The organism is Sphingobacterium sp. UBA5639, from assembly GCF_002421245.1.
In the GTDB taxonomy this organism is placed as follows: domain Bacteria; phylum Bacteroidota; class Bacteroidia; order Sphingobacteriales; family Sphingobacteriaceae; genus Sphingobacterium; species Sphingobacterium multivorum.
Genome location: NZ_DIJR01000036.1, coordinates 89,369 through 108,632 on the forward strand (window position 1 = coordinate 89,369; position 19,264 = coordinate 108,632).

The following is a 19,264-nucleotide window of genomic DNA, read 5'->3' on the forward strand; positions in this document are numbered from 1 at the left end:
GTAACAAAACAAATTTGAAAACTATTTGTATAAAGTGGAGTTTTTTGTGCTCTTTTAGTTCAAATGATTCGTTTTGAACAACTTAATCGTATAAATAAACTGCCTGGAGGTATTGTCTCGGATCTATACCTGCTGTTAAGCTAAACCTGAATCTGGTTTATGGCCTGCAAATAGTTATTTACCTAAGGAAGGGAAGAGACTGTTGTTGGTGATCACCGTATAACCAGTTGCATTGGCTATATTGACGTGTTTAAAATCCTTGTCCGAAGTAAATGATGAACCTTGTAAGTTACCGCGATTATCCCGAAAGAATGCCGTAATGGGAACATGATTATAAAAGGTCATGTTGCTGTTGCTATCGGCTTTACTTTCGTCATAGATGATCTCTTCTGTTTTGATGACAGAACCGTCAGCCATAGTAACCACCACATTTTTGGTAAATACGGTGGTCTTTTCTTTTTCCCGCCGAATAGCATGGTCGGAAGTAATTCGCTGAGTTTCCTTTAAATTGTCGTCGTAAAAGATGATTTTTATGCTTTTTGGAAATTCGTATACTTCGGTGCTATCGTGTTTGATACGCATTTCAGGGGCTGTAAGATTCGCTTTTACCCGTGTGGAATCGCTATAAATAATATCGACATGACGCGAAATGTCGACCGCCTCTTCCTTTTTCATATTGGCAATGCGGTCTACCTCTTTTAGATCCGGTTCGCAAGAGGTCAATGAGAGCGCCCCTAGTAAAAATAAGATTACTAGGGGCGATATATTTTGGAATATGGATGAAGCAAATGTCTTGCGTACCATCGTATTAATTAATCTAAAGGCGGTTTTCTAAACCAGCGGTCATTGAGGGTAAAGCCGATATTAAAGTTAATATACCGTTCACGTAGGAGACTGTTGCTGATTTTGCCCATTTGGCCAAATTCTGCAGAGAAGTTTATTTTAGAGAAAGCTCCTGAAAATTGATTTCTTGCCAACGGCAGTCCCACACCTACAGTAACCGCCATATCGTTGATATTCTGGTCGCTTAAGAAATATTGTGTTTTATTATACCTGAAACCAACTCTATAGTCTACTTGGTTCAGATATTTAAGCGAAGTAACATCTGGTGTAATCTGACCACCAATCGCTACGCCATAATTCTTCCGTAGTTCGTTTTCACCCGCTCTGGTCTGAAATCTTGACCAATCGGCATATTTAAAATCGGCCCCGATTAACCATCGGTTGTTACGTGCAAGGGTAATACCTACATTATGTCGCAACGGAAGCGTCAAATGCCTGCTGCTACGGTCCGAAACATAGGTGCTATCCAACGGGATATTTTGGTTGTCTGGATCCGTTGAAGGTGTAACCCGTGTATTAAAAATTGTTGCTCTTTCTTTGATATCATTATTGAGCGACCCTGAATAACCAACGATCAACGAGTATTCTCTATTTAAAGGTTGTTCGTATTGCAGACCATAATCAAAGATAATCCCTTGGATTTCGCGCTTATTTTGTTGTTGTGTATTTAATGCTCCGGATGAAGGCAAAAACTCTACACGGCTATAATCATTTAGGGTTCCAAATAGATAAGACATATTGGCACCAATACTCAGACCTTTTACAATGCGTACCCCCCAACCTGCATAGGCTTTAGTTAAACCACCTTCGCCCGTAAAAACTTTCGTATAGGGATCAGAATTGACTGTTCCCGTTGAAGATGTCCGATAGCCTATATCTGAATAGGGAAGGATACCCAAGCTGATACCACCAAATCGTTTCATTGGGAATGTCATGGTGATGTGGCTAAAGGCAAAGTCAGCGGTATTATCCGATCTTGTTGTCGAATTTAACTGCGTGTAGTTCCCGTATAAACCAGCATCAAAGGTCGTAAACTGTGTAGCAGAATAAGATGCAGGGTTGCTTGGGTTGGTATTATACACGCCATTGATTCTCCGGACAGCGGTATTGACACCTCCCATCCCTCTATATTGTGGCAATAAATCTTCACGCATCTGACCAAGTCCAAATTGAGAATAAGGTGATGCGGATGTCGTTTTTTGTGCAAATGCGGTAGTAGAACTAGCTAAAATTCCACCTGCTAACAACAGTTGGAGTGATTTATTTCTTAGAGAGCTTGTAAAGCGTTTCTGCATGGTCAATCTATAAAATTGAGAAACTAATGTTTATTTAGTTTTAGTGAAATTTTCGAGTTATCTGACTCTTATATTAAATGTTCTTTGCTTTTAATCGCATACAAAACTATTCAATTTTTGCGAGCTTGTTAAGCCGATTTTGTTAAAAAAGGTTAAACACTTATTGTACAGTCGTTTAGAAAAACTGAAAGTAGATTATGGTCAGTGTTATGATGGCATATACAACTTCAAAAAACCATTTCTTTTTGGCATAAGTGAAATAATAAGCCATATAAATAGCGATGGAGGGGGCACAAAGTAAAAAATGGGCCTCCGTTAGTTTTTTATTCCAGTAAAAAGAAACTATCGCAAGGCATAACATAAAAAACAACAGTTGAAATGACTTGCGAATATGCACGACACTTTTGAAAAAATTGTCTTTCAATACCAAGAGGAAGAGTATTAACGTAAAGATTACTGGGACGAGTACCAGATAATCGACTAACTGAATGCGAATAGCAGTAGGGAATTTGTAGGTAAACGGTAGCCAAATGGTATAAAACTGCTCCATTTTACCCATCCAAAGGTAGATAACCGCTAAGATGAAATAGACCGTTGCTAGGCCAAGTAAAGGTGTAATCCACTCGCGCCAGTTGAATGGCCTAAAAATGAGTAGGCCTATCCATAGTAAGGCGAACATACTCAGAAAAGGGAAGTAGATCAGACTTCCTATCCCTACAATCATACCGAGATCAAACATTTCGGCTTTAACATCTGTCTGCCGATAGAGGGAGAGCAATTTGCTTAACATCCATATCGAAATGAAATTACAGATCAGTGTGGGTGAAAGTACCAAAAATGGTAAAAACAGGCTGGCCAGTGTCATGTACATCAAAGCAACCAAGAAACTGGGTTTACCCAGCAGGTTAAAATGGCTTGTGATGCGATTGAGTATCGTTGCCTGAGAAATCGTCAGGATCAGTGTGATAAAAACATTGGTCGAAGGAGAGAGGTTGATTAAGTTATTTTCTCCCAAAAGATTCCCCAAGGCAGGCTCAAAGATTACAGAATCAAGTTTGTCCGGAAGGTGAAGAAATATGCCTAAGCATAAAACAAAACCCACGATGGATAGAAATAAAATATTGATGGGTGAATAATTTCTAAACTGACTTATAATCATCGTATGCAATCAATAAAATGCTATTTATTCTTTTTTTCCAATTTGCTGATACGGCGATCGAGCAAGAAAAGGAAGAAAGCCAAACCCAGAAAAATGACCAACATGACCAATACAACAACGTAGATCTTACCTTCGCTACGTAATCCAGTCGCCATCTCGACATCATCCTGTGCAAATGTGCTCAAAGTTGATAAGAGTAGTAAGGCGATTGACAATGTTATTTTTTTCATTTGTTTAAAATATTATTCGTGTCGTTTTCATTGTTATGTATGATTCGATACACGCTATTTGATTTATGTAATATTCTGTTTTTTACTGATTGGGTTTTACCGGATTTCTTTATTTTAGAAATAAAGTACGGTATTAGCCGTTCAATATTATGCGTTCAAGTCTTTCTTTTCGAGCAGGCGTACTCTATAGCGAAGTGAACAAATCCAAGCTGCAATCATTGGCCAGCCGATCATCGCGGCATAAAATGTAGGGCGTAGCTCGCTGCTCATTTTTAAATCGCCAAAGGCTGCGTTTCCTCCACTTCCAGGGTGAAGAGAGTCTGTCATCTTTGGTAGAATATAAAGTAACACGATGATAATCGGAAATGCAAAGATATTGTACACAGCCGATATTTTGGCTCTTTTTTGTTCTTCTTCCAGCGCATTGCGGAGCACCAAATAGGCTAGATACATCAGTGTTGCTATGGCAGAGCCATTAAGCTTCGGGTCGTTTGGCCAAGGCTCTCCCCAGGTGATGTTTGCCCAAAGCATACCTGTTGCAAGTCCAAGAAAACAAAATGTTATTCCGGTATTAACGGCTTCAATGGCCATTAAATCATACTCCTGTTTGCCCGTATTGAGGTATTTGATACTATAAATAACAGAAACCAGGTACATAACGAACATAGCCGACCACATTGGGACATGAAAATAAACGTTGCGTATGCTTTCGTGAAGGATGAATAGGCGGGGAACAGGTCCCAAAAGACCATTGATAATGACCGCACAGATAATCATTACCGCTAATATTTTCCACCATTTTTTTCTCATGGATAAATTGAATTTAGTTTGTTCTCAATTCTGACACTTAATCTCGCCAAAGGTACGGAAATAACAATAAAGAAATAGTGATGGTGATTACATTAATTGCAAGTAATACGATTATTTCTTTGCTGCTGGAAGCCCTTTCCAGGCCTTCTATTGCATTGCGGGATAGCTTGATTAATACGATTAACAGTGGGATGATGGCGGGGAAACTCAAGATGGCCATTAAGGTGCTGTTGTTGCCCGCTTTGGAGCTGATCCCGGAGATCATGGTAAAGACTGTGGCGAAACTGATGCTGCCTAAGATGACCGAAATGAAGTAAAGTGTTGGATCACCGACAGGGTTTCTGAATATCGTCGAATAGACAAAATATGCAATGATCGCCAGCAGGGTCATCATCATCATATTGTAAATGACTTTCGCTAAAATGATCGCTCTGGGATCAACCAGTGAATAGTAATAAAGTTGCCGGTTTGGGTTTTCTTGGACGAAGCTTTTGTTGATTGCATTGATCGAAGCGAAGAGCATAATGATCCAAAATAATGCATTCCATGTAGCCGTATCAACTGATTTGAACGCTTGATAGCAGACGAAAACAGTTGATACGACATATAGTAGAATTCCGTTAATAGCATATTTTGAACGCCATTCCAGAATGATGTCTTTAAGAATTAAAGTTTTTACCTGTTGCAGCAAAGTCATATGCAGCAAAGATACAAATGTATTTTGACCACGGGAGTGACCAAAACCATCAATTCTTAAAAAAGCTGTTTTTTTACTTATGCGTTAGAAATTTTGGATTTTGCAGCATCAGTTGTATTGTCGATTTTGCTTGCCAAATTTTGAGCGGCATTGTTAGCGTGGTCCAAAGCTTCTCTGCCGGCTTCTTTTGCTTTGTTTTTCAGTGCATCTGCATCATCCGATGCTTTGCTGAAAGCTGCTTGTGCTTTTGATTTCAAATTGTCTAATTCAGCCGAAGCTTTGTTCGCTAGTTTTTGTGCCTTTTTAGCTTCTTTTTTTGAAAGATCTTTCAATGACTTAGTTAAGCTTTTAATGCCGTCATTTGCACGATCTAATTGTTTTTTCCCATCATCAGTTCCTAAAAGATACCATGCAGCAGCTCCCGCAGCTAATCCTACCAAAGCAAATGCCACTAATCCATTTTTGCTATTTTTCATAATTCTTCTATTTTGTTATATATTCAAATGATAATCAAGTATGATACCAAATGAACAATCCCAGGGTGAATTTGTTTAAAAAGAATCAATAATTAACAAAATTTTACATAACAATTTTCTGCTGCTTTGATTGCAGATTATAGAGGTGCTGATAAAGACCGCTTTCTTTTTGGAGCAGTTCAAAGTGCGTACCGCTCTCAGACACGATTCCATTTTCGACAACGATAATTTTATCGGCATCAATAATGGTCGATAGTCGGTGTGCAATAATGATCGAGGTGCGTCCACGCATTAATTCTTCCAACGCCTCCTGCACTTGTCTTTCTGATTCTGAGTCTAGGGAAGAAGTGGCTTCGTCCAAGATAAGGATTGCAGGATCTTTTAATAGTGCACGCGCAATGGCGATTCGTTGGCGCTGACCACCAGAGAGTTTAACGCCACGTTCACCAACTAAGGTGTCATAGCTTTCGGGGAAATTTAATATAAATTGATGTGCGTTGGCACGTTTTGCAGCCGCTATTATTTCATCTTCCGTGGCATCGAGCTTACCATAGGCTATATTTTCACGTATTGTTCCGCCAAACAGCAAAACATCTTGCGGCACGATAGCGACCTGGTTGCGGATATCGCAAAGTTCAAAATCGGATGCCGGTTTGTCATCGTAATATACTTCCCCTTTATTGGCTGTGTAGAATTGAAGAATCAATGAAGCTATTGTTGATTTTCCGGTTCCACTCGGTCCAACGATGGCTATTTTATCGCCAGCATTGGCTGTAAAGTTGATGTCTTTCAGAATTTCAATATCGGGGCGGCTTGGATAGGCAAAGGAAACATGGTTGAAGCTTAGTTTTCCGGTCATGGTCTTGTGCACTTCCTTGCAAGTTGGTTTTACATTGAGGTGTTCTTGGGGCTCATCTAAAATTTCCAAGATCCGCTCACTTGCACCCAAAGAGCGTTGGATATTGGCATAGAGTTCGGGGAAACTGCCCATGGAGCCTGCAACAAACATCGAATACAAGATATAAGTAGTCAGGTCGCCTACAGTCATTTCATGGATAGAAACCAATGCTGCGCCGTACCAGATGACAGCAATCACCGCACCGAAAATACAGAAAATAATAAAAGAGGCAAATGCACCACGGAAAGTAGCTCCTTTGACTGCCAACTTTACCACTGAATCCATTTGATTGCTGTAGCGATTAAACTCGAAGTACTCATTCACAAAGGCTTTTACGTTGCTTATCCCCAATAATGTTTCTTGAACGATACTATTTGACTCGGCCATTTTATCCTGGGCCTGTCTGGACAATTCGCGGATGAATTTTCCGAAAATAATAGCAGCTACAACGATAATCGGTAAAATACAAAGGTTCATGAGGGCAAGTTTGGGCGATACCCAAACCAAAAGGAACACACCGAAACAAAGACTAATCAACTGTCTTAAGATTTCAGCCAAAGTTGTTGTTAACGTATCCTGGATCTGTGAAAGGTCAGCAGACAGGCGGCTGTTTAATTCCCCAACACGACGATTGGCGAAAAATTCAATTGGCAAAGAAATCAGCTTAAGATAAGTATCCTTGCGTAATGCGGATAGCGTACGTTCGGCAATCTCAACAAAAATTCGGATACGAAAAAAAGAAACGACTGACAGAAAAGACAGAATAATAAAGGCAATTCCACCAATATAATAAACATGTGGTGCAAGCCATGGATAAGTTTGCTTGCCTTGCGCGGCATCAATCATGGCGCCAAGCAAAGCCGGAAAGGCGAGCATGGCCAAACTGGATAATACCAAGAAAAACATGCCGACCCCAAATTTAAAACGATAAGGTTTTAAATAGGTCATCAATTTAGATGCTCTCAATAGGAGCTCTTTATTCAATTTTGGTTTTGGTAGATCTTCTTCTTGTTTGTTACCGCTGTTGAATCCTCTTGCCATATCCGCTACTTCAAATTTTGTTGCGAGGACAAATGTAAAGAGATTAAAAATATTTTGCTATCATACTTTAGTCAATTTTTTGAACTAAACCGTACTTTTTCTGATTTAAAACGGCTGTTTTAAGTGGCTTGTACTTGTGCAAATGCTTGTTGCTGCTGCTTTATCCTAAATTTTGTTGTTTCGAAGCTGTTAGTTGCGCGTTAAATTTATACAATAAATATCCTAATACGGCGATAACAAGTAAAGCGATATAGAGCAGGATATTGCCTATACCTCCGTTGCCTGATGTTTTGTCAATCTGTGCCCGCAGTTTCTCGTTCTCTTTTTGAAGCTTACTTATGGTGCCGATATAGGCTGATACCTGCTTGTCGTAATCTGTTGCCAATTGTTGGAATTTATCTTTCTCAAAATCTTTGATTTTCAATAGTTTTTGAGTCTCTAAGAAAATGTTATTGTCGGTGATAACAATATCTTTAAGGATATCAATGCTCTTTTGCATGTCACCTTTTGATTTGAAAAGGCCAAAAAGCCCTGTTTTTTGAGTGAGGCTCGTGTCATAGGCGCCGAATTTCTGTTGACGGGCATCGAGTAGGTCATTTACACGGCTTCGTTGGACCTCAAAAGAGCTGGAGTCTGGGTTGTTTTGCGACTTGGCCTGTCCAAAGAAGCAAAATAGAACGGCGATTGGAAGTAGGAATTTTAAGAATTTCATCATGTATTTGGACGATCTATTTAATCAAATGTCTAGTTTAAACTAACGTTGATGGTAAAATTTTATTTTGCCACGAAGCTACAACTACAATTTTAGCCTTGTGGTCAGTTTGACCAAGGATAAAAAAATGGAGCGAAAGCACGACAAATGAATTTATGAAATTAATCTTTAAATTCTATACGAATAACATTGGAATCGTCATCATGAAGTCCGAGTAGCTGGCTGGCATTACCTTTATTGATGGCGATTTCAAGGTAGTTGGAAATACCGAATAAACAAAGTTTCTCTCCTTCTCCCACTTCATTGTAATGCCAGGAAAGATTGGTAATGGTTTCATTACGTTTAAAATAGAGGACAAAATGACGTCCTTTCTGAACTTTATTGAATAGATCTTTCGAGATATTGGTAATGGCGTTGCCGAATGCATCAACATAAATGACGTTGCCTCGGATCATGTCTTTATCAAAGATGGGCTGCAAAGTTACTTTTTCGATGAGCTGTTGCATTGAAGTACCGATTTCTTTCAGTTTGCCCCCCTTAGCAATATGACAGGCGGATTTAGAAAGAATATCTGCGAGCGGAAAGTGTAGATACCGAAGGTCTTGCATTAAGTTGAGCTCATAGAGTTCCTGTGGTTCGTTGCCATTCAACAATAAGCTGAAAATACCGTTGTCGGCTCCGACGAAATAATGATCGTTGTATTTCATGCCGATATATTTCGACTCTTCATGAAACAGGGTGTTAATGCCGATAATATGTACGGTTCCTTTAGGGAAATAATGATAAGCGTTGCCTAACACAAAGGCCGCTCGAGGGATATTGAATGCTGGAATTTCGTGGGTAATATCAACAATATTGGCACCGGACAATTGCGATAAAAGACTACCCTTTAACGCGGCTTGATAAAAATCTTTGTGTCCTAAGTCTGTTGTTAATGTAATTACTGCCATTATAATCTAAATCCTAGATCGAATTGCTGTCGAATTCCCTTAAATATACCCTTAAATTTATCTAAATAGTGGACAAAATTACTATTTATCAGATGATTTATAAAGTTAATTGGATAACTTATTTTGAATCTGTCTTTTTTCGATTGATATACACAAACATAGCGAAGATTTTATGCATAACGAAATCTTTGTGCCCCTTTGTCGGCTGTCTCCATAAGCTTATAAATCATCGTCGTTTGTACGCCGTATCTTCTTGGTTGTTTCGTTAGAATACGTTAATTTTGAATAGTATTATACAGGAACGATATTGTGTAATGGCTACAATCTAATTAATTCTAAATAGGATAAAATTTGAACGAATTACTAATTGCATTAGATGGTCTGAATTTGCCCATATTATGGGGAGCAGACAATGAGCACTTCGATTATTTGAAGAAGCAATTCCCAAAACTGCGGATTGTAGCTCGCGGAAGTGAAATGAAGGTGTTGGGAGACGCGAAGGAATTAGACCTGTTTGAGCAATCGTTTAAGGAAGTCATGGCTCATCTGGAGAAATTTAACAACATTACTTTATTGGATTTTGAAAATCTCCTTGGAGCAAGTGCAGGTTCTGCTGTTCAGCAGGAAAAAGAACTTGCGGCCAAACATGCAGCCTTTGGATCCGAACCGATCGTGTATGGACCTAATGGCCTTATTGTACGTGCACGTACGGCCAACCAACGGAAGATGGTGGATAGTATTTCGAAAAATGACATCTTATTTGCTATCGGACCGGCGGGTACAGGAAAGACCTATACGGCGGTTGCATTAGCTGTTCGGGCACTTCGAAATAAAGAAATCAAAAGGATCATTCTAACGAGACCAGCCGTCGAGGCCGGCGAAAATCTCGGGTTTTTACCGGGCGACTTAAAGGAGAAGGTAGACCCCTATTTGAGACCGCTCTACGATGCATTGGACGATATGATTCCAGCAGAAAAGCTAAAAGGTTACCTGGAAAATCGGACCATTGAAGTTGCACCTCTAGCGTTTATGCGTGGACGAACATTGGACAACTGCTTTGTGATTCTGGACGAAGCTCAGAATGCAACGGATATGCAGCTGAAGATGTTTTTGACACGTATGGGGCCAACGGCAAAATTTATCGTTACCGGTGATATGACACAGGTAGATTTACCGAAAAAAAATCAATCTGGATTGTCTACTTCAATTCGCCTATTGGAGAATATCGAAGGAATAGACATTATCCACCTCAGCGGTGGAGATGTGGTTCGCCATAAATTGGTTCGCCGCATCCTCGAAGCGTATGGCGATATTTAATCGGTCTATGCTGCAAACGTATGATTTGGGATATCCCAGTTTGGCATGGGTACAAAAGGTGCCGACTGATATAGTTCAAATAGCCTTATTAAAAGGCAAATCGAGTACAGTGAGCTCTTAAATAAATGCGCTGCATTTATGAATGCCGTTGAACGCAGTCATAAATGAACAATTACTTACATTTGAATTTTACGTTGAACATGAATGCTATAAAAGAAACAAATTTCAATTTCGAAAACCAGACTGCTTTTTACCGGGGAAAAGTACGTGACGTGTATACGATTGCCGATACGTATTTGGCGATGGTTGCCTCAGATCGTATTTCGGCATTTGATGTGGTACTTCCACGTCCTATTCCTTATAAAGGACAGGTGTTGAATCAAATTGCAGCCAAATTTTTAAAGGCTACGGCTGATATTATTCCAAATTGGGTCGTGTCTGTTCCGGACCCCAGTGTAACTATCGGTCAGCTATGCGAGCCGTTTAAAGTGGAAATGGTTATTCGGGGCTACTTGTCAGGACACGCTTGGCGCGAATATGCTGCGGGTAAACGGGAAGTATGTGGTGAGGCATTGCCAGAAGGACTGAAAGAAAATGACAAATTACCTGAGCCAATTATTACACCGACAACAAAGGCTGCTGTTGGACATGATGAGGATATTTCACGTGTCGATATCTTGAAAAAAGGCATCGTAAGCGAAGAAGACTATGTTCAATTGGAGCAATATACCAAAGCGTTGTTTCAAAGGGGTACCGAAATTGCCGCGCAAAGAGGGCTTATTTTGGTGGATACAAAATATGAGTTTGGAAAAAAAGATGGGAAAATTGTGCTGATCGACGAAATTCATACACCAGATTCTTCCCGTTATTTTTATGCGGAAGGTTATGCGGAACGTCAGGAAAAAGGGGAGGCACAAAAGCAATTGTCGAAGGAGTTTGTTCGCAAATGGTTAATTGAAAACGGCTTCCAAGGGAAAGACGGTCAGGTTGTTCCGGAGATGACGGATGAGATTGTCGCTTCCATTTCTGAACGTTATATTGAGCTTTACGAGCATATCGTCGGAGAGAAGTTTGTGTATCCAGATCAGGAAAACGTACTGGAACGTGTGGAAAGAAATGTGGCAAAGGCCTTGAAAACGCTAAATTATTAGTACATTGTATCCTCAAACAAAGGAGATAGACTAATGAAGTATACCATTGATAAGCACGATCGCTATATTGTCATAGAACCTCATGTCGATGTGATTGACGCGGATAATGCCGCTAAACTCAAAGGGGAGTTTTTGTTGCGGAATACGATTGGACAACGGAATATCGTTTTGGATATGATCCACGTTAAGCAAACGGACGAGGTCGGTATCCGTTTAGGTGTGCTTGCCCATCGTTTATGTCAGTCTGTTGGGGGCATATTTATTTTGGTTAATCTTTGTCCAACGTTAATGGATATGGTTCGTGTGTCGCATTTGGATAAATCGCTTAAAATAGCACCATCTTTAAAGGTGGCGGAAGATTTAATCTTTGCACACGAATTGGAATCTGAGTATCGCGGGGCAATCGAGGATTAATATGAAGTTTGAAGTTCTGATATTAGGAAATAGCTCGGCCACACCGATGTTTGATCGTCATCCGACTAGCCAAGTGTTGAACTTTAATGAGCAATTGTTTTTGATCGACTGTGGAGAAGGTACACAAATGCAACTTAGCCGATACGGCATCAAAAGCAATCGTTTAGGACATATATTTATTAGCCATCTGCATGGGGATCATTATTTGGGTTTGGTGGGGCTGCTTTCATCGATGCACCTTGTCGGCCGAAAAAGTGATCTCCATTTGTATGGGCCACCTGCGTTAAAGGAAATTTTAGACGTGCAATTTTTGCATTCCGAGACTATTTTACGCTATAATCTTGTTTTTCATCCGATTTCACCCGAACAGCCGGGGGTCATTTTTGAAAACAGAACATTAAAAGTAAGCACTTTTCCATTAAAGCATCGTATTGCCTGTACAGGCTTTCGTTTTGATGAGGGTCCCCGTGCACGAACATTGCTTGGCGATGTCGTACAGGAACTGAATATACCCACCGCTTATTTTCCGATGATCAAAAAAGGATTTGAATACGTCGATGAAAGTGGTAAAGTATATACTGCAGATGACCTGAGCCTTCCCGCTCCCTTATCGCGCAGTTATGTGTATTGTTCGGATACCGTACGGACGGCAGAATACCTGCCTTATGTGCAAAAGGCTAATCTGATGTATCATGAGTCCACATTCTTGCACGATATGGTCGACCGCGCAAAAGAGACATTTCACACCACTGCGTTGGAGGCTGGAGAGATCGCCCAGGAAACTCATGCAAAGAAGTTGCTATTGGGTCATTATTCAGCGCGGTACAGAGATTTAAATCCCCTATTGGAAGAAGCGAGAACTGTATTCCCAAATACGGAACTCTCTGTGGAAGGTCGGTGGTTTTCCGTTTAATTTTTTTGAATTTTCGCTGATATCCCAACGATAAACGGGTTAACACCTATGAATAATTGCTTATTATATTGCATATGATGAACAATTTATCTAAGTTTACGGCTCTAATTTTTTTATAATGGATAATCCATTCAACTTAAACAACCTACTACGGGAAAATATTAAGAAGCTCGTACCTTATTCATCCGCAAGAGATGAATTTAAAGGGGAGGCATCCATATTAATTGATGCCAATGAAAATCCTTTTGGATCCCCCTTAAACCATGATTACAACCGATATCCAGACCCTCTCCAACATCAAGTTAAAGCAAAACTTTCTAAAATAAAAGGTGTACCATCAGAGAATATCTTTTTGGGAAATGGAAGTGATGAAGCTATTGATATTTTATACCGTGCATTTTGTACCCCTGGTGTTGACAATGTCATATTAGTTCCGCCAACCTACGGGATGTATGAAGTCTCGGCGAACATCAATGATGTTGCTTTCAAAAAGGTAAACCTTACTGCTGATTACCAGCTGGATTTGGATGGTATTGCCAATGCAATAGACGCACATACTAAACTGATTTTTATCTGTTCTCCGAATAATCCAACCGGAAACTCAATCCGTCGTCAGGATATTGAAGCAATCCTGAATAATTTCCAGGGGCTTGTGGTAGTGGATGAGGCCTATATTAATTTTTCTGCTGTCAAGTCATTTACGCAAGAACTGGCTGAATACCCCAATCTAGTGGTATTGCAGACCTTATCCAAAGCCTGGGGGCTTGCGGCCTTACGCTTGGGTATGGCTTTTGCCAGTAAGGAGATTATCGCTGTTTACAATAAAATAAAACCACCATACAACATTAATCAAGCGACACAAGATATTGTATTGGAAGCCTTAGATCAGGTTGATCAAGTCAATGACTGGATCAAGGAGACAGTAGCAGAACGTGAGCAACTAGTGCGTGGATTGCTTGAACTGGATTATGTGCAGCATATTACACCTTCTGATGCCAACTTTATTTTGGTGAAGATGGAGCAGCCACGTGAAGTTTACGATTATCTCGTTCAATATGGAATTATCGTTAGAGATAGATCCAAAGTCGAACTGTGTGAAGGCTGTCTACGGATCACGGTCGGTACACCGGCTGAAAATAAAACATTGTTAGAAAAACTTAATCAAATCAATAAATAATACTATGCCTGATAACTTAAAACGTGTACTGTTTATAGACCGCGATGGAACATTGATTTTGGAACCTGAAGACGAACAAATCGATTCTTTTGCCAAATTAAAATTCTATCCTGGTGCTTTGCAGTATCTACCACGTATCGCAAAGGAGCTGGATTTCGAATTGATCTTGGTTTCCAACCAAGATGGTTTAGGAACGTCTTCCCATCCGGAAGAGAATTTCTGGCCAGTCCATCATTTTGTGATTGATACGTTTGCAGGAGAAGGCGTAGTGTTTGCCGAGGAACATATTGATAAAACCTTTCCACACGAGAATGCGGAAACCCGAAAACCGGGAGTTGGTATGCTTGGAGCCTATTTTGATGCGTCGAAATACGATTTGAGCCAATCCTTCGTCATTGGCGATCGTGTGAACGATGTTAAATTGGCACAAAACCTCGGTGCAAAGGCAATTTGGCTGCGTGCAAACGATCAATTAGGTGCTTTGGAAAACCTTGCGATAGATTCAACTGTTATAGCTTTAGAGACAACGGATTGGAAGACGGTGTATGAATTCCTTAAATTGGGTACGCGCACTGCCGAACATCATCGTAAAACCAATGAAACGGATATTTTTATTCAGTTGAATCTGGATGGTTCGGGTAAGTCAGACATCGAAACGGGGTTACCGTTTTTCGACCATATGCTGGATCAATTGGCTAGACATGGAGCACTTGATTTGACCATTAAGGCGAAAGGGGATCTTCATATCGACGAACATCATACCATCGAAGATACGGGTATTGCGCTGGGCGAGATCTTTTTGAAGGTTTTAGGGGATAAACGTGGAATTGAGCGCTACTCCTATACGTTGCCGATGGATGATTGTTTGGCTCAGGTTGCATTGGATTTTGGTGGTCGCAACTGGATAGTGTGGGATGCGGCATTTAAGCGGGAGAAGATCGGCGATATGCCTACGGAAATGTTTTTCCACTTCTTTAAGTCGTTTTCAGATGCTTCACGATCGAATTTAAACATTAAAGCTGAAGGTGACAATGAGCACCATAAGATTGAAGCGATTTTCAAAGCTTTTGCTAAATCTATCAAGAAAGCGGTAAGACGCGATGCCGACCATATGCAATTGCCAAGTACAAAAGGAGTATTGTAAGATGATAGGAATTATTAATTACGGTGCGGGGAATATTTTCTCCTTGACAGCGGCACTGGATCGTGTTGGGCTTACCTATGGTATGGTCAATACTGCCGATGAGATCGATCAATACGATCGTATCATCATTCCTGGAGTGGGCCACGCTGGAGCCGCGATGGACAAACTACAGGAATCGGGATTGGTGCCCTATATCAAAAAGCTAAAAAAGCCTGTATTGGGTATTTGTGTTGGTATGCAATTACTGACGGCTTTTTCAGAAGAAGGAAATGCCGAAATGTTAAAGCTATTTCCTTTGAAGACCTTACATTTTGATGCCGAAAAGTCGGGTAAAGTACCACATATGGGCTGGAATAGTGTTTCCGTGCCAGCAAACAGTCCTTTATTTGCACATATTGAAGACCAGACTTATTTTTATTTTGTCCACTCGTACTTTATCGAATTCGATGCGACATATACCGCGGCGAAATGTGTCTATGGACAGCCTTTTTCGGCTGCAATTTCCAAAGACAATTTCTTTGGCGTACAATTTCATCCAGAGAAATCTGGAAAAGCAGGAGAGCAGCTGCTGCTCAATTTTTCAACTATTCAAATTGATTAAAAATATTCGACTATGTATATCATTCCAGCAATAGATGTCTTGGACAAAAAAGTTGTCCGCTTGAGAGAGGGTAACTACAATGACGTTACAACGTATGCGATTAGTTTAGAAGAGCAAATCGAAACCTACCGTGCAAATGGTACGGAACTCGTCCATATCATTGATTTAAATGGTGCAAAAGGAGACTTCAGCAATCAGGCCTATTTATTTGATATCATCCAAAAGACAGATATGAAAATTCAGTATGGCGGTGGTGTAAGAAGTATCGAAAAGGTTAAGGAATTGGTTGATGCAGGGATTTATCGCGTTATTGTCGGAACACAGGCAATCACCAATCCTTCATTCTTGGAGGAGCTGGCTACGTTGAACGAAGGTAAAGTAAAATATGCCGACCACATCGTTATTGCAATCGACGTTTTGGATGAGGTAATCAAATACTCGGGTTGGTTGGAAAGTTCGCCAATCAAATTGATCGAATATATTGATAAATGCTTGGTTTTAGGATTCTTTAGGTTCTTATGTACCGATATTAGTAAAGATGGAAAATTGGGCGGTGCAGGCGTTGAACTCTACCAAAAGTTGTTGAGCCATTCTCCGATTATCAAGTTAATAGCTTCTGGCGGGATCAGTTCAATGGACGATATTCAGAAACTTCAGGAATTGGGCAGTGTAGAATCTGTTGTCGTTGGTAAAGCAATCTATGAAAATAGAATCTCGATCGATGAAATCAAAGATTGGAATTTAAAATCGTTAATCAGATTTTAAAATGCTGGCAAAACGTATAATTCCCTGTTTGGATGTCAAAGATGGGCGGACGGTAAAAGGAGTCAATTTTGTGGATCTGCGCGATGCAGGTGATCCTGTTGAATTGGCCTATGAATATTCTCAACAAGGGGCTGATGAACTCGTTTTCCTAGATATTACAGCAACGCATGAGGGGCGTAAAACGACAATTGATCTGGTCAAAGCAGTCGCACGTCAAGTGAATATTCCCTTTACAATCGGCGGTGGTATCAATGAAATCAGAGATGCTGATATCTTGTTGAATGCAGGTGCGGACAAAATATCCATCAATTCCGCTGCGGTACGCAATCCTGCTCTTATCAACCAGATGGCTGCAGCTTTTGGTGCACAATTTGTTGTGGTTGCTGTGGATACCCGGTCGATCGAAGGTCAGAATTTTGTGCATCTGAGCGGCGGACGCATTAAGACGGAATTGGACACAGCGGATTGGATCCTTGAAGCGCAAGAACGTGGAGCAGGAGAGATCCTGTTGACGTCAATGGATCATGATGGAACAAAAAATGGCTTTGACAATGGTTTTTTAAAAACAATAAACGACCAGATTCATATTCCACTGATTGCTTCTGGCGGTGCCGGTAATCAACAGCATTTTGTCGATGTTTTTCAACAAGCTAACGTGGATGCTGCCCTGGCGGCATCGGTCTTCCATTATGGTGAAATATTGATCCCCGATCTTAAAGCTACCTTACGCCAAAATGGTATTGTCGTAAGATAGGATAGCGGAGTAAAGATCGATAATCAAAGGGGTGGAAGTTATAAACTTGCTGAAAGAAATCCTGAGAAATTAAACTGGGCTCATGGCTCTTCGAAAATAATTAAAATTGAAATACTAAAATCATGTTAGATTTTGCAAAAAGTGACGGCCTTGTTCCAGTGATTGTGCAGGACTTCCAAACATTGGAAGTGTTGATGTTAGGCTATATGAACGAGGAAGCTTGGGAGAAGACACAAGCAGAGAAACGCGTTACGTTTTTCTCCCGAAGCAAAAATCGCCTCTGGACAAAAGGAGAGGAAAGTGGAAACTTTTTGAATGTAAAAAGCATCCATGTTGATTGCGATAAGGATACTGTTTTGATCAAAGCAGAACCAATGGGACCTACCTGTCATACAGGAAGCAGAAGTTGTTTTAATACAGACTTCAACCAAAACTTTCTGTTGGAGCTAGAGCGTATTGTCAACCATCGCTATGAACATCCTTCTGACGAATCTTATGTCAATCGTCTGCGTTCTCGCGGTATCAATAAGATTGCGCAAAAGGTTGGCGAGGAAGCCGTAGAAACAGTCATTGCAGCATTGACCGAAACGGATACTGATTTTATTAATGAAACTTCAGACTTATTGTTTCATTTGATCGTATTGTTGCGTGAGAAAGGATTTTCTTTGGAAACAATTGCGAAAAACCTCGAGAGCAGACATCAATAGGTATTTGGACGACGGCATCAGCGTTGAACAAAATCTGAAGCGGAAAGAAGGCTTTAAGCTAAGATGACAAAATAATCTAAGAAGTGCAGTATATTTGTGGATATACTGCACTTCTTGTTTCTACCGACTAACAATGCGTATTGCTGTATTGATCTTTACTGGATCACAGCTCAGTCAGCGGAGAATTCGGTCCTATAACATAAAAAATAGGCTTAAAACAGGTGCTCCGAATAGAGAAGGCGTTTTAGCGAATTACTATGGATATTACATTAAAATCGACGTTACCAGGGCATCAAAACCCTATTTTTTGTGTAGAGAAGGGCTACTATGCACATACTTTTTTTACGGCAGGTAACGATAAGGGCGTTGTCGAATGGGATATTGAGCAAAATGCATTTAAGCGTATTCTCTGTGCGGTAAGTTCATCGGTTTATGCTTTACGGTTGATCCCGGGGACGCCGATTCTGGCCATAGCCTTGCGTGAGGGTAAACTGCTTTTTGTAGATGTCGAAGAGCAAAAGCTTGTAGCAAGTATACAGCTAAGCAGCAAAGCTATTTTTGCATTGGCTTATATGTCCTGGAAAAATGAGCTTCTGGCAGTAGGTGAAGAGGGAACATTGTACGTTATTGATCTGACAACTTATAAATGTATTTATGAGAAGCGAATATCCCCAACAACAATTCGCGCAATTGCAATTGATGAAGGACTTGGAAGAATAGCATTAGGGGATAAAGATGGCAAAGTTTATACCTTGGACAGTGCTGATTTTCATATTATTGCGGATTCAAAATTGCATAGTATGCCCGCTACGTCGCTGGCATTTATCCATAATAAATTGCTAAGCGGTGGACGGGATGCGCAATTGGTGATTTCAGACCCCAATCAATTGACAACTAATTTTTCGTTTGTACCGCATCTGTTTACCGTATATGGAATATATCCCCATCCTGAAGCACCAATTTTTGTTACTGTCAGTCGCGACAAATCGTTGAAATTTTGGTCCACAGCCGATTTTGCACTATTGAAAAATATGAGCCGCGAGAAGATGCAAGATGGCCATCATTTATCTGTAAATGCGGGAGCATGGTCCGAAAATGGTCAATATTTCTTTAGCGTCAGCGATGACAAACTGGTGAAAGTCTGGGAATTTCATGTATAAAATATCGGGTAGGAAGTGCGGACTAACTTAGGGGCATAAAAAGTAAAGTC

At 40.4% G+C, this 19,264-nt stretch carries 21 protein-coding genes; 11 read left to right on the forward strand and 10 right to left on the reverse strand.

What is annotated here, in order from left to right; genetic code table 11:
- Nucleotides 1-174: 174 nt before the first annotated feature.
- The 10 genes from lptC to B4Z90_RS22925 form a co-directional block, all read right to left on the reverse strand.
- Nucleotides 175-804 (reverse strand): LPS export ABC transporter periplasmic protein LptC, encoded by a 630-nt coding sequence (lptC, locus tag B4Z90_RS22880; RefSeq protein WP_070563326.1) that lies wholly within the window; start codon nt 802-804, stop codon nt 175-177.
- 8 nt (nt 805-812) lie between these two features.
- A complete protein-coding gene (locus tag B4Z90_RS22885; protein WP_046672330.1) occupies nt 813-2,138 on the reverse strand; it encodes a membrane protein in 1,326 nt (441 codons plus the stop codon).
- Between the two features lie 175 nt (nt 2,139-2,313).
- Nucleotides 2,314-3,297, reverse strand: a complete 984-nt coding sequence (locus tag B4Z90_RS22890; protein WP_070563329.1) for a DUF6427 family protein — start codon at nt 3,295-3,297, stop codon at nt 2,314-2,316.
- Nucleotides 3,298-3,317: 20 nt separating this feature from the next.
- On the reverse strand, nt 3,318-3,527 hold the full coding sequence (locus B4Z90_RS22895; protein WP_046672332.1) for a CcmD family protein: 210 nt from the start codon (nt 3,525-3,527) through the stop codon (nt 3,318-3,320).
- A 147-nt stretch (nt 3,528-3,674) separates the two neighbouring features.
- Complete coding sequence (gene ccsA, locus B4Z90_RS22900; protein WP_046672333.1) at nt 3,675-4,337, reverse strand: cytochrome c biogenesis protein; 663 nt, start codon at nt 4,335-4,337, stop codon at nt 3,675-3,677.
- Between the two features lie 37 nt (nt 4,338-4,374).
- Nucleotides 4,375-5,034 carry a heme exporter protein CcmB gene (locus B4Z90_RS22905; RefSeq protein WP_046672334.1) on the reverse strand — a complete coding sequence of 220 codons (660 nt, stop codon included), beginning with the start codon at nt 5,032-5,034 and terminating at the stop codon, nt 4,375-4,377.
- Nucleotides 5,035-5,111: 77 nt separating this feature from the next.
- Nucleotides 5,112-5,510 carry a hypothetical protein gene (locus tag B4Z90_RS22910; protein WP_286767613.1) on the reverse strand — a complete coding sequence of 133 codons (399 nt, stop codon included), beginning with the start codon at nt 5,508-5,510 and terminating at the stop codon, nt 5,112-5,114.
- Nucleotides 5,511-5,613: 103 nt separating this feature from the next.
- Nucleotides 5,614-7,449, reverse strand: coding sequence for an ABC transporter ATP-binding protein (locus B4Z90_RS22915; RefSeq protein ID WP_286767614.1), 1,836 nt, complete (start codon nt 7,447-7,449; stop codon nt 5,614-5,616).
- A 160-nt stretch (nt 7,450-7,609) separates the two neighbouring features.
- On the reverse strand, nt 7,610-8,164 hold the full coding sequence (locus tag B4Z90_RS22920) for a hypothetical protein (RefSeq protein ID WP_070563342.1): 555 nt from the start codon (nt 8,162-8,164) through the stop codon (nt 7,610-7,612).
- A gap of 158 nt (nt 8,165-8,322) precedes the next feature.
- A complete protein-coding gene (locus B4Z90_RS22925; RefSeq protein WP_046672337.1) occupies nt 8,323-9,111 on the reverse strand; it encodes an SAM hydrolase/SAM-dependent halogenase family protein in 789 nt (262 codons plus the stop codon).
- 351 nt (nt 9,112-9,462) lie between these two features.
- Here B4Z90_RS22925 and B4Z90_RS22930 point away from each other — a divergent pair, with 351 nt between their 5' ends.
- The 11 genes from B4Z90_RS22930 (at nt 9,463) to B4Z90_RS22980 (ending at nt 19,214) form a co-directional block, all read left to right on the forward strand.
- The gene (locus B4Z90_RS22930; RefSeq protein ID WP_046672338.1) at nt 9,463-10,428 is read left to right on the forward strand and encodes a PhoH family protein; all 966 of its coding nucleotides are present in this window, start codon (nt 9,463-9,465) and stop codon (nt 10,426-10,428) included.
- A 200-nt stretch (nt 10,429-10,628) separates the two neighbouring features.
- Nucleotides 10,629-11,579 (forward strand): phosphoribosylaminoimidazolesuccinocarboxamide synthase, encoded by a 951-nt coding sequence (locus B4Z90_RS22935; protein WP_286767636.1) that lies wholly within the window; start codon nt 10,629-10,631, stop codon nt 11,577-11,579.
- Nucleotides 11,580-11,612: 33 nt separating this feature from the next.
- A complete protein-coding gene (locus B4Z90_RS22940; protein ID WP_046672339.1) occupies nt 11,613-11,993 on the forward strand; it encodes an STAS domain-containing protein in 381 nt (126 codons plus the stop codon).
- Between the two features lies 1 nt (nt 11,994).
- The gene (locus B4Z90_RS22945; protein ID WP_070563348.1) at nt 11,995-12,906 is read left to right on the forward strand and encodes a ribonuclease Z; all 912 of its coding nucleotides are present in this window, start codon (nt 11,995-11,997) and stop codon (nt 12,904-12,906) included.
- 118 nt (nt 12,907-13,024) lie between these two features.
- On the forward strand, nt 13,025-14,083 hold the full coding sequence (gene hisC, locus B4Z90_RS22950; protein ID WP_070563350.1) for a histidinol-phosphate transaminase: 1,059 nt from the start codon (nt 13,025-13,027) through the stop codon (nt 14,081-14,083).
- A gap of 4 nt (nt 14,084-14,087) precedes the next feature.
- Nucleotides 14,088-15,227 (forward strand): bifunctional histidinol-phosphatase/imidazoleglycerol-phosphate dehydratase HisB, encoded by a 1,140-nt coding sequence (gene hisB / locus B4Z90_RS22955; protein WP_046672342.1) that lies wholly within the window; start codon nt 14,088-14,090, stop codon nt 15,225-15,227.
- Between the two features lies 1 nt (nt 15,228).
- Entirely contained in the window at nt 15,229-15,828 is a 600-nt protein-coding gene (gene hisH, locus B4Z90_RS22960) for an imidazole glycerol phosphate synthase subunit HisH (RefSeq protein ID WP_046672343.1), read from the forward strand.
- Nucleotides 15,829-15,840: 12 nt separating this feature from the next.
- The gene (locus tag B4Z90_RS22965; RefSeq protein ID WP_046672344.1) at nt 15,841-16,593 is read left to right on the forward strand and encodes a HisA/HisF-related TIM barrel protein; all 753 of its coding nucleotides are present in this window, start codon (nt 15,841-15,843) and stop codon (nt 16,591-16,593) included.
- Nucleotide 16,594: 1 nt separating this feature from the next.
- Entirely contained in the window at nt 16,595-17,347 is a 753-nt protein-coding gene (gene hisF, locus B4Z90_RS22970) for an imidazole glycerol phosphate synthase subunit HisF (RefSeq protein ID WP_070563353.1), read from the forward strand.
- A 122-nt stretch (nt 17,348-17,469) separates the two neighbouring features.
- Nucleotides 17,470-18,054: a bifunctional phosphoribosyl-AMP cyclohydrolase/phosphoribosyl-ATP diphosphatase HisIE gene (gene hisIE / locus B4Z90_RS22975; protein WP_115047132.1), complete on the forward strand. Its 585-nt coding sequence runs from the start codon at nt 17,470-17,472 to the stop codon at nt 18,052-18,054.
- A 257-nt stretch (nt 18,055-18,311) separates the two neighbouring features.
- Nucleotides 18,312-19,214, forward strand: a complete 903-nt coding sequence (locus B4Z90_RS22980; protein ID WP_286709374.1) for a WD40 repeat domain-containing protein — start codon at nt 18,312-18,314, stop codon at nt 19,212-19,214.
- The last annotated feature ends 50 nt before the right edge of the window (nt 19,215-19,264 follow it).